Origin of the sequence: Halalkalibacter okhensis (assembly GCF_000787375.1) — a bacterium.
GTDB lineage: Bacteria > Bacillota > Bacilli > Bacillales > Bacillaceae_D > Halalkalibacter > Halalkalibacter okhensis.
On the sequence record NZ_JRJU01000070.1, the window covers coordinates 1 to 11204 of the forward strand.

The 11204-nt window shown below is 33.5% G+C and carries 14 protein-coding genes; all 14 read right to left on the reverse strand.

The features are described from left to right. Positions 1-403 (reverse strand): hypothetical protein (locus LQ50_RS23620; protein ID WP_034634128.1); only part of this gene is annotated, 403 nt, incomplete at its 3' end. Next, positions 393-1016 carry a dTMP kinase gene (tmk, locus tag LQ50_RS23625; protein WP_034634129.1) on the reverse strand — a complete coding sequence of 208 codons (624 nt, stop codon included), beginning with the start codon at positions 1014-1016 and terminating at the stop codon, positions 393-395. The genes LQ50_RS23620 and tmk, both read right to left, overlap by 11 nt. 21 nt (positions 1017-1037) lie before the next feature. Then, positions 1038-1841 carry a hypothetical protein gene (locus LQ50_RS23630; RefSeq protein WP_034634130.1) on the reverse strand — a complete coding sequence of 268 codons (804 nt, stop codon included), beginning with the start codon at positions 1839-1841 and terminating at the stop codon, positions 1038-1040. After that, complete coding sequence (locus LQ50_RS23635; RefSeq protein WP_161784721.1) at positions 1828-2556, reverse strand: CPBP family intramembrane glutamic endopeptidase; 729 nt, start codon at positions 2554-2556, stop codon at positions 1828-1830. Before LQ50_RS23635 ends, LQ50_RS23630 begins: the two co-directional genes overlap by 14 nt. Before the next feature lie 333 nt (positions 2557-2889). Beyond that, positions 2890-3153, reverse strand: a complete 264-nt coding sequence (locus LQ50_RS23640) for a PqqD family protein (protein WP_034634132.1) — start codon at positions 3151-3153, stop codon at positions 2890-2892. Then, positions 3143-4372 carry an MFS transporter gene (locus LQ50_RS23645; RefSeq protein ID WP_034634133.1) on the reverse strand — a complete coding sequence of 410 codons (1230 nt, stop codon included), beginning with the start codon at positions 4370-4372 and terminating at the stop codon, positions 3143-3145. Before LQ50_RS23645 ends, LQ50_RS23640 begins: the two co-directional genes overlap by 11 nt. A 20-nt stretch (positions 4373-4392) precedes the next feature. Further along, entirely contained in the window at positions 4393-4683 is a 291-nt protein-coding gene (locus tag LQ50_RS23650) for a hypothetical protein (RefSeq protein WP_034634134.1), read from the reverse strand. Beyond that, positions 4680-5342, reverse strand: coding sequence for an orotidine-5'-phosphate decarboxylase (gene pyrF, locus LQ50_RS23655; RefSeq protein ID WP_034634135.1), 663 nt, complete (start codon positions 5340-5342; stop codon positions 4680-4682). The genes LQ50_RS23650 and pyrF overlap by 4 nt, the downstream gene beginning before the upstream one ends. Positions 5343-5368: 26 nt before the next feature. Further along, entirely contained in the window at positions 5369-6526 is a 1158-nt protein-coding gene (locus LQ50_RS23660) for an aminotransferase class V-fold PLP-dependent enzyme (RefSeq protein WP_052144934.1), read from the reverse strand. A gap of 151 nt (positions 6527-6677) precedes the next feature. Further along, positions 6678-7445, reverse strand: a complete 768-nt coding sequence (locus LQ50_RS23665; RefSeq protein WP_034634136.1) for an ABC transporter permease — start codon at positions 7443-7445, stop codon at positions 6678-6680. Between the two features lie 9 nt (positions 7446-7454). Next, a complete protein-coding gene (locus tag LQ50_RS23670; RefSeq protein ID WP_034634137.1) occupies positions 7455-8462 on the reverse strand; it encodes an ABC transporter substrate-binding protein in 1008 nt (335 codons plus the stop codon). Positions 8463-8480: 18 nt separating this feature from the next. Beyond that, positions 8481-9251, reverse strand: a complete 771-nt coding sequence (locus LQ50_RS23675; RefSeq protein ID WP_034634138.1) for an ABC transporter permease — start codon at positions 9249-9251, stop codon at positions 8481-8483. Further along, positions 9244-10032: an ABC transporter ATP-binding protein gene (locus tag LQ50_RS23680; RefSeq protein ID WP_272913750.1), complete on the reverse strand. Its 789-nt coding sequence runs from the start codon at positions 10030-10032 to the stop codon at positions 9244-9246. Before LQ50_RS23680 ends, LQ50_RS23675 begins: the two co-directional genes overlap by 8 nt. Before the next feature lie 31 nt (positions 10033-10063). Continuing rightward, positions 10064-10837, reverse strand: coding sequence for a nucleoside phosphorylase (locus LQ50_RS23685; protein WP_034634139.1), 774 nt, complete (start codon positions 10835-10837; stop codon positions 10064-10066). Positions 10838-11204: the final 367 nt, after the last annotated feature.

Below are 11204 nucleotides of genomic sequence, written 5' to 3' on the forward strand. Positions count from 1 at the left end.
GCTTTTTACTGTTTATTAATTCAATTTTCTCAATCCTTTCTCCATCCACAATAGGTTCTGCATACTCTTCATGAATATAACTTCCACATAGAACTTTAGAACAAAAGTGAAAACGATGATCATGAACCTTCTCTTTCATTTCTTGATTACCCCAAACATGCAAGCGGGCACGAATTCCCTTATCTGATATAACATATTTTTGAAACCCTAACGGATGAACTTCCATCAAATTTGCTAAATGTGCTAAATTCTCGTCTTCAGATTGAAGAATTTCACTTAACCAAATGTCTAACTGTGTTAAGCTTACATTTTGACTAACAAAGTCGCACATATAATCAACGTCTTCCCCTGTTTGAAAGGCTTGCATTTTACAGATTCGGTCCATAAATGTGTTAAAATCCACTGATAACCCCTCCTGTCATTTTTTGTTTTACAGTATTTACAATTTTCTCATGAATCCTTAATGGTGGTTCTGCCGCATTAAGGATAAAAGCCTCTTCGGGCAAAGCATCCTGCAAAAAAGCATCACGGACTTTTATAAATATATCTACACTTCTTTCTTCATATTTTGTCCTACTACCGTCACGTTCTGAAATACGTTGAAGTGTCAGTTCAGGGTTAATATCTAAAAAGAAGATTACATCTGGCCTCCTAACACCATAATTCAGTTTCTTTATTAGATTAGGTTCTATACCTCGTGCTTTAAAGAATGCAATAGAGCTATATAGGTATCTGTCCGTAATCACATGGATCCCCTTTTTCAATGCTGGTTCTATCTCTGCCTTTAAGTGCCACTTTCTATCTGCTGCAGCCAGCATTGCTAATGCTTCCATATCAGGACAAATGCCATTATCCAAATAATCACGTACACGAGGGTCTTTTCTATAATAATCAGTAGGTTGTTTTGTATTTAACACTTTTGTTTGTTTATGCTTAAACCAATCTGTCAGCATCGATATTTGAGTTGTTTTTCCAGAACCATCAAGTCCACAAAACGCGATTAATAATCCCTCCACAGTTCCTTCCTCCTTATATTTTTATATTAATTCTACTGTTTCATTTCGTAGTTCTTGGGCGAATCGAATCATATCAATTGTTTCCTGTTTTAATAATTGCTCGTTTATTTCACTGAAGTTATTTCCGATATAAAGTGATAGAAACTTTTTCACCTTTTGATCTTGTTTATCGAAAACTCTAAATAACTTTTTTATTAACCATTTGTCTTTTGGATTTGTTTGCCCTTTTATATGTAGTAAGGATTCCATAGCTTTTTCTAAACAACTTCTTGCATTTAAATAAGCGGTATAGTAATCTTCTGATTCTAAAGCTCCTACAGCATCATCCTGTCGATTTTCACTTAATTTAAATCGATTTTTGGCAGCTGATTTTAGATAACCTTCTAAATCAAGTTTTGAATAAATAATAGATTCAAAGGCTTCCTTACCTTTGATAGGATAAGCTGTTACTAGTCTGTGATACAATTCAATCTCTCTAATACGATTAAAATCTAACCTTCTTTGTTTTATAGAAGAATTGATATCATCAATCAATTGGTTGACTCTTTCTAATTTTATAATCTCAACATTTATTGGCATATCATGAATGAAATCATGATATTCATCACCAAAATATGTTATAGTTACATTTTCTTTTTCTGGGTACTTAGGTGATTCTCTATAAATAACATAAATATCTAGATCGGAGCCTGCATTCGAAAATCCTTCAATGACTGAGCCACAAATTATTACTAAATCATCAGAGTTTATGACTAATTTATTTAATATAGAAAAAACATCTAGATTATATCTATCAAGTTGTTTATCATACTCATGCGTTCTCATCAAAACTTTTCACGCCCTTCCATCTATAATAAGAAATAGTTCTTTTGGTTAATGTTAGATAATCAGTGACATTATAAATAAGATGAGCCAATATAAGTGGGATAATTCCATTATCAAAATAAATTAAACAAAAACCAAAGAAGCTCCCCAACAAGAAGTGGTAGATATAGTCGGTAAAATGAAATAAAGAAATAGCAAAACGATTATAGTAGTGATAGTAAGTAAAAAGTAGACCTCCGATTAAGACTTCAAAAATACCTGGGTTTGAAAAAAAGCTAAAATAGAAGGCTCTAAATAATAATTCCTCACATATTATTAGTGTTGTAATCTTGAGTAACTGACTGAAATACACTTGTAAATTAATTGGTTCAAGAACAGAAGATACTTCTATAGACTTTTTAACAGATCTGATTCTACTGAGTAATAAAAGGCCTGCCCCACTAATAACGACAAGATAATATAGAAAATCAACAGATACCCACGTAATTGGGATTTGAAATAAAATAATAGGTACCAACATACTAAAAAGTAACGGGATATATCTATAACGGACCGGGAATTTGACAATGTTAAATAATCTGAATCCTATACTCATTGTTAATAAGGGGAAACTCATACCAATAATTAAAATTAAAAGTGAGGTCTCTTGAATAACTAATGTAAAGATAATCAATAGTAAGATTATATAAATTCCTAACTTTTGTTTAAATGGCATTTCCATCCTTCTTTCAAAAGAGGAGGAAAACCTCCTCTTTCTATGAAATCTTCTATGGATCGGCAAGACTGTAATAAAGTTTATAGCTCGCCCATTTTAATGTACTACGATTACAGCTCCTTTAGGAGTACTCACTTTTACTGCTTTCGGCTTCTTATACATACAGTTTCACCTCCTTTCTATAATCACCATCCTAAGACCAACATTTACCTTCAATAAATAGGCTCTTAGTAATGCACTGATATCGTTGAAGCTTTAGGTGCCTGAACTTTTACTGCTTTTGGCTTCTTATACATAGGCGTTCACCCCCTTTCATAGTACCTTTCTATTAACCTATGTTAAGATTAATAGCTTTTCTTGAATAAAATAACCAAAGATTTTCTCGCAATCCATCAGTACCTCCTTTTTGTCAGTTTTATAAAATTCTGCAATCTCTTCTGCTATTTCTACTATTGTCTTCTCACCATTACATCTTCTCATCATTTCTTTTGTTACATCATTAATCTCCCAGGCATTATTTCTTTTCACTGCATACAAGATGTCATCAACTTTTCTGATTTTCACAGAATAATCTAATACTGGTTTTTCATTTTTCATGATTTAATGCCACCTTCTTAATATCTTTTTTGTTTTCACTTACAAACAGTGAAACTGCAACAGTAGTTAAAATGATCAATAAACCAGAAATCAAAAATAAAACTTTAATATCAACGAAATAATGGGTAAACCATCCTCCAACAAAAACAGCAAGAGGGGTAGATATTCTCGTAAACATTTGTGAGGTAGTAAATACTCTCCCAATTAAGTGCTTAGGTGTTTCTTGTTGAAAATAAGAGTTGATAAAAATATTAGCAACTGTAGCACTCCCCATAATTCCCCCCAAAATAGCTCCCATTATGATCCAATGAAATGGAAATGCCATGAAAACTAACGACACACCAGCTAAGCCGCATGATGCAACTATCGATTGCAAAATATTTACCCTTTTTGTTATTAAGGGGGAAAATATAGACAGTAAGAATGCAATCCCCCCACTAATGGCATACACATAACCTACTTGATCTTCACTTAATAAGTAGACACCATGTAAATAAAAAACCATAAGGGATAATCCCATTGACATTCCTATATTAACGAAGAAGAATAAGATATTTACTTTTAAAAAAGTCTTATTCTGAAAAATAAAAGCGACTCCTTCTTTTAATTGTTCACTAAAACTTTCTGGCTTTTTCACCATATTATTAACCGTTTCTTCAGGAAAATTAACAAGTACTAGAATTAATAGAATCAGACAAAACGATAGTAAATTTATATAGAAAGCATTTTGTAAACCAAAGTAAGCAATGATTAGCCCTGCTAATAACGGACCAACTACTCGAATAATAGTTAAAGATGACTGTATTAACGCATTGGCTTTTACTAAATGGTCTGGCTCTACTAATTGAGGGAGTGAACTTCGATATGTTGATAAAAAAGTTAATGAACCTAACGCATATAGAAAGACGATTATATATACATGATAAATATGGATAGTTCCACTAACATAAAGGACAGGCAACAAAGTCATTAATATAACCTGTAATAAAGTAGAATAAATCATAATCTTACGCTTACTGAAACGGTCAATTAGTACTCCAATTAATAAACCAAAGATGATTTGCGGAAAAGCGATTATCGCCGAAACTGTTCCCATTGTTAGCGTGGATTGGCTCATTTCGTATACTAAGAAAGGAATAGCTATTAAATAAAATTGTTCGCCAAAATTCGAAATAGTTTGACCGGAAAATATAGACATAAATTTTCTATTTTTAAGCACGTTTATAACCTACTCTCAAATCATCTATTTAACGCGCCTTCTTTTAAAAATTCTATAATGTTTTCAACATGTTTAATTCCTTCACTTATGGATTTGCTATTGGCTACTAAACACATGTCCTTTTCATGATAAAGATGTACAATCGTATTTTGGTATCGCACAAGTAAACATTGCTCAGATATTTCCAAACACTTTTTATATTCCTTCAGCCTGCCCCACTCCCCTTTTGTAAAGGAGCCGTTTAATTTTACTTTTAAAGTGAATTGATTAGTCTCTGCACAAAACTTCTCAATAATAACGGCAAGTATCATTGCTCTACCTTCACTTTTCTAAAATTAATGACAGCTTCCCTAGGACTTGGAGCATCATATATTGCTCTTCCAATTATGGCAAAGTCCGCTCCAGCATCAACTGCATCTGCAAAACTCCCCCCCTGGGCTCCTACTCCACAAGAAACAATTACTTTATCTGGTCCAACAATTTCTCTCAACTTTTTCACTTGATCTGGTCTTGTTCCAGGTGCCTGAATTCCATAAACATCAACAAAGGCACATAACTCCGCAAACTTTTCTGAATAGTTTCGAGTGAATTCTAATCCTCCTGGATGTGTTAATTCCGTTACAATGATAATTCCGATCTCATTTGAAGCTATATCTTTTAATTCTAACAATGCGTCCGAACCAATGAATCCATGAACCATCACAACATCGACCCCAACTTCTTTTACTAATTCAATAATTCGGTTATTCGTTACCGGCACATCTGCAACCTTAAAATCAGCCACCACTTTAAGTTTATACCTCTCTTTAATTTCTCTAATAATCTCTAAACCTTCTTTTAATATGAGTGGATAATTAAACTTGACTGCATCAATTAAATCATAAGTCTCATCTAATACTTCAAAACTTCTTTTTCGATTTGGCGTGTCTAAAGCTAACATAATATGAGACTCAGGCTTATCTAAAAACATATAACTCTCCTCCAATATTCACATTTTTAACTGATCTGCATTTTTAACGCTATTTGATTAAGTGCTAGAGATAACTTATCAATATCATCTTTAGAATTAAAATATCCTGGGCTTACACGAACTGTTCCAACCGGAAAGGTTCCTAATTTTTTATGGGTCCATGGAGAACAATGCAATCCGGCTCTTGTAATAATCTCATAGCTGTTTTCCAAAATTGGCCCAACTTCATGAACAGGATGTAATCCTTTAATATTAAAGGATACAATTGGTAAACCTTCTACACTTGAGTAATTCGTAATCGCTTCGTTCCCTTCCAACGAATGCAATAACCTTTTCTTTAATTCTTTCTTCTTCTTTATCATTACATCTAAGCCCACTTCGTTAATGAATTGTAACGATTTACGTAGAGATAGAATTGCTGGTAAATTCACTGTTCCTGTCTCAAAATCAGTTTCTCTTTCGGGAGTTATCTCGTCACTCTCGCTCCTTATACCTGTACCTCCTGTTATGAGCTGCTGTAATTTAATACGGGGTGAAAAGTATAACCCTCCTAAACCTGATAACCCCATTAAACTTTTATGACAGGAGAACGCCATCATATCAATGTAATCATCCTCAACATGGATGTTTGTATTGCCAATAGATTGAGATGCATCTACAAACGTAATTAATCCTTTTCTTTTTGCCGCCTCTCCATATTCCCTCTTATATATAAAGTCTCCGTTGACATTTGAGGCATGAGTCATAATAAGTGCTCGAGTATTTGACTGAACAAGCGAACTTAACTCTTGTTCAAAGTTATCTACAGTCTTTACTCTATCTAAAGTAATTTTGGAAAATGTAATGAACCCTTTATTCTTTAAAGAAGTTAATGTCCTAGAGATTGATGAATGTTCATAATCTGTTGTAATAACATGATCACCTTCTTCTAGAAAGCCTCTTATTCCCATATTTATTGCGTAAGTAGCATTCATAGTGAAAATCAAACTATGTTGTTTTGGAGAACAAATAAGTCCTTTCAACAGGTTTCTTGTCTCCTCTACCAAATTTCCAAGATTAATTTCACTACTATACCCTCTTCGGTTCACAGTTGCAGGCATTGAATTTAGAATAGCAAGAGCATTATTTATTTTTATTGGTTTTGGGAAACTAGTAGATGCGTTATCAAGGTAAGTAATGGACATAAAATCCTCCTTGGTATGGTATGTCTTTTAAATTAGAATGAACATGACTACTCTTGTTCATTCTGAGTCCAGTAATCTAGAAAAGAAATGATTTTCTAATCCACCTTAATCTTTGTATCCTAGGTAAAGATGTTTATATAAATTTAATTTTTTAATTTAATGGTAGTTCTCGTGTTTCATGCCATCCTAAAAGCTTTCTTTCAAAAAGGTCAATCATCAAATATAAAATCAACCCAATGATACATAACAAAAAAACAGATGTTAAAATGATCTGGATTTCATTTGTTTCACTACCTAACATAACTAAGTAACCTAACCCTGATTGCGCTCCTAACATTTCTCCAATTACGGCACCTGTAATAGCATACGTACAAGCTACTTTTACTCCACTTATAATAGCTGGCAAAGCATACATTACTTCTACAAACCTAAATTTCTGCCACCTGTTTACTTTAACTAGTTTCAACAAAGCATGAACATTTCTATCTATAGATCTAAGCCCAACAATTAAATTAACCATAATTGGAAAGAATACAACGAGAATAATTATTGCTATTTTAGAATTAGCACCTAACCCAAACCACAATAAAAATAGTGGTGCAATAGATATTTTCGGAATAATCTGAATTATAATGATGTATGGGTTCAAAATTCTTTCTATTAACCTGCTCTTTGCTACCAAATAACCAACGAATAGACCAAGTAATACTCCTAACAACATTCCTATAGCAATTTCGTATAAAGTTGTATAAATGTGTGTATAGATTTCTCCCTGTCTAAATACCGTTAACAGTTCAATTAAAAAACTGCCTGGACTTGGCAAAATATAACTTGGGATACTTAAGAAACGCACATACAAGTCCCAGACTAAAACAAAAAGCAAGAAAGGAATGAAAATGACAGCTATTTTCTTTTTCATACCTCACCTCTACTCTATATTTAAAACAAATTCCTCGGAGACTAATTCGTTTTCTATCAATTCAAAATCTGTTAAAATATTTATTGATTCTTGCCATCTATCCAAATCAGCATAGCCTAATCCATGTTCATTCGTTACATCACTCTGCCAAAGGTAAGGGATAAATATTTCTCTAAATATCTCTTGTATAACTTCTTCTCTTCCTTCAAAAGATTGAGCGTAATTTGTTATAGCTAGTTCAATCGCTTCCTCTTCATTTTCTGAAACGATAAATTCAATCCCTTTATTTAAAGCGTTAATAAATCCCTTCACATTGCTTAAGTTCGATTGTAAATAATTCTCGCTTGTGATAAGCACATTTCCATGAGAGGGAAGATAATCATCTGATCTAAACTCCTGTACATCAATACCTTGATTTTGAAGTTCAACAGTACGAAGCATTGAAAACACAATAGCATCCACTTCATCGCCTACCAAAGCATTGACTATTGATCCACTTCCAATCACTTTAGTCTCGATGTCATCTAGGTCCATTCCATACTTTTCTAATAAAAGCTGTAATTGAATATAATTAGGGCTACCATAAGAAGTTACAGCAACAGTTTTCCCTTTTAAGTCCTCTGGTGTTTCAATCCCACTTTCTTTTTTGAAAATAGTTGAACCTATTCCATGTTGGTACGTGGTGTGCACTACATTAATAGGAATTTCTTGAGCCCTAGCAGTTAAAACTGAGTCAGCATTTGGAAAACCGAATTCTACATTATCCGCTCCGACATTTTTCACTATATCTGCAGCACCAGCATATAAAAACTCAACATCTAATCCTTCACTTTCAAAATAACCTTTCTCTTTCGCAACGTACAACGGAGCATAATAAGGAACTGCTGCACCATCAATTTGAATACTAACCTTTTCAAGCTTCCCACTTCCACTAGATGAAACGCTGCTGTCTTGCGAACAACCTACTAAATATAAAGAAATAATGATTGTTAAGCAACAAACTACCCAATTTTTCATTTAAGGTCACCTCTCAATTTAAATGGATGGATTTTTTGACTCATGCCAAAACAATAATTTATTTTCTAGATAATTTAAAATTTGATAAAACAAAAATCCAAGAATAACGGTATAAATTATCACTGAGAATAACCCTGCTGTATCATAGGTAGTACTAGTATATGTTAGTAAATACCCTAGTCCACTTTGGCCTGATATCCATTCCGCCACAATCGCTGCGATAACCGCTTGAACAATCCCAAGTTTCATTCCTGAAAAGATATGAGGAAGCGAAGAGGGGAATTCAATAGTAGTCATTCTCTTCCACCAGTTAAGCTTATTTATTCTCATTAAACATTTAAGATTATAACTAACCTCTTTTAATCCATAAATGGTACTTAGCATAATCGGAAAGAAGACCATAGATATAATCAAAACCAGTTTAGAAGTAAGACCCAACCCAAACCAAATAACAAATAATGGAGCTAGTGCAATTTTGGGAGCCGTCTGTGCAAAGATAATATAAGGCATTAGCGCTTCTTTAACATAGTGATTCTTTGAAATCACATAGCCTATCATTAATCCCAAAATCAGACCAATCACAAACCCTATAACTACCTCAAAGAAAGTAATAAAAAAATGAGGCAGTATTTCTCCATTACTTAACATCCCCCAAAAAGAAGTTCCCACTGCTAATGGAGAAGGCAGCATAAATGCAGGAATAGTAAAGAGAGTAATATATCCCCACCACACAACGAAGATAAAAAGAATAGCTAACAAGAAATCTCTAGACTTTGCATACTTACTCATATTGTAATAATCCTCGTAATTCTTTAACATATTCAATAAATAAAGAGGTATCCTTTAACTCAATGTGCCTAGGTCTTGGTAAATTGATATCTAAGACTTTTTGTATCCTTCCAGGTCTAGGGGACATTATAATAACCCGATCAGAAAGAAAAACAGCTTCACTTATACTATGAGTAATAAATAATACCGTCTTATTTGTTTCTTGCCAGACCCGTAAGAGCTCTAAGTTCATTTTATCTCTTGTCATTGCATCTAAAGCACCAAAAGGTTCATCCATCAATAAAATATCAGGATCATAAGATAAGGCACGAACAATAGAGACACGCTGCTTCATTCCTCCCGATAGTTCTTTAGGAAATGCATGTTTAAAATCAGCTAGCCCTGAAAAATCCAATAACCTTTCTAGTTTTTCTAAATTCTCTATTGTATCCTTTTTTCTCATTTCAAGAGGAAACTTTGCATTATCCCATACATTTTTCCACGGTAGAAGTGTCGCATCTTGAAAAACATAGCCAATTTCTCCCTCTTCTGAGTTCCAATTTAACTCTCCAGACGTCTTCTCTTCAAGACCTGCAACGATTTGTAGCAAAGTTGATTTCCCACACCCCGATGGACCAATGATGGAAATAAATTCAGAAGGTTTAATTGATATATTGATATTTGACAAGGCATGCGTTTCCTTACCCTTATTATTTTTATAGATTTTATTTAATCGTTTAACTTCAATAATACTTATAGAATTATTTCGTTTATCCGTACTCACCATCTCAAGTCCATTCAATCTAACACTCCTCCTTGTTTACAACTTCACCCTAATCAATGACGGTCTGTTGTAAATAATAAATCTCATTTAATGCATTAAAACAAGAGTTAATTACCTGCTTTGCGACTTCTAGATGGATTTGCTGATATTGTTTATCTGGTACCCATTCATCTGTCATTCGATGTCCATGAACTACTAAACAATTAGCTGCATGGATTCCATATATTGAAGCCAATAAGTAAACAATTGCTGTTTCCATATCACAATTTAATATCCCTCTTTTGGTCCAATAACTTCTTATGTCCTCTAACTCTGGCCCATTTATATTTGGAGATCTCTCTTGCCCTAAATAGTATGATTGGGATGTTAAGCCAACTCCTGTGTAGATCGTGAAGTTAGACTGCTTTAATTCTCTTCTCATTGAAGTCACCAAAATAGGATCAGCGACTGCAGGAAATGAATCAAAAACATAACTTGACAGAGTTCCTGGCTCCCTTGCCATAGCATGATTAATGATAATACTTCCTTGCCTTATATCAGGAGACCATGAACCACACCCTCCTACTCTCACCATGCACTTAACCCCTAATTGAATCAATTCAATACAAGCAATTTCTGTAGAACCCACGCCTATGCCGGTTGAACATGCCGATACCTTCTTTCCATTCCAAAAGCCACTTATCAAAGTAAACTCTCGATTTTCTACGATGACTTTAGGGTGTTTAAATAATGAGGCTATTAATTGTATTCTGTCTGGGTCTCCCGCTAGTATAGTTAATTCTCCAACATCATCAGGTGTTGCATTTTTTAAGTGAATAACCAATTATGACCTCCTCCTCACTTAAAATCTTAATCTCAAAGGAAATTTAATAACATTGTCTTATGAGACAATAATCGTATTAAAAATTTCGTCGTCACAAAATATACCAAAATACTATACTTAATCTTTCCTTTCCCCTTTACTCCACAAGATCTTTCATGTCATTAAGGACAGACCCAAGATGAACTAAAAAATATTCACGTAATGTATGTACTCTTTTTCTCTGAATTACCACAAGAAGCAGGGGAATTTCTTGTTTTGAATTCAATAAAAAAAACCTCTTACCTCAGCTAATATCTGAAAAAGTAAGAGATTCCTATTGCTTCTAACAAGATTACACCAAATTTGACTAAGATCTAATAATATTTTT

Excerpts from the sequence above, each read along its gene's own strand:
- LQ50_RS23630 (WP_034634130.1), bottom strand. The coding sequence starts at position 1,841 with ATGAGAACGCATGAGTATGATAAACAACTTGATAGATATAATCTAGAT.
- LQ50_RS23635 (WP_161784721.1), bottom strand. The coding sequence starts at position 2,556 with ATGCCATTTAAACAAAAGTTAGGAATTTATATAATCTTACTATTGATT.
- LQ50_RS23640 (WP_034634132.1), bottom strand. The coding sequence starts at position 3,153 with ATGAAAAATGAAAAACCAGTATTAGATTATTCTGTGAAAATCAGAAAA.
- LQ50_RS23650 (WP_034634134.1), bottom strand. The coding sequence starts at position 4,683 with ATGATACTTGCCGTTATTATTGAGAAGTTTTGTGCAGAGACTAATCAA.
- pyrF (WP_034634135.1), bottom strand. The coding sequence starts at position 5,342 with ATGTTTTTAGATAAGCCTGAGTCTCATATTATGTTAGCTTTAGACACG.
- LQ50_RS23660 (WP_052144934.1), bottom strand. The coding sequence starts at position 6,526 with ATGTCCATTACTTACCTTGATAACGCATCTACTAGTTTCCCAAAACCA.
- LQ50_RS23665 (WP_034634136.1), bottom strand. The coding sequence starts at position 7,445 with ATGAAAAAGAAAATAGCTGTCATTTTCATTCCTTTCTTGCTTTTTGTT.
- LQ50_RS23670 (WP_034634137.1), bottom strand. The coding sequence starts at position 8,462 with ATGAAAAATTGGGTAGTTTGTTGCTTAACAATCATTATTTCTTTATAT.
- LQ50_RS23675 (WP_034634138.1), bottom strand. The coding sequence starts at position 9,251 with ATGAGTAAGTATGCAAAGTCTAGAGATTTCTTGTTAGCTATTCTTTTT.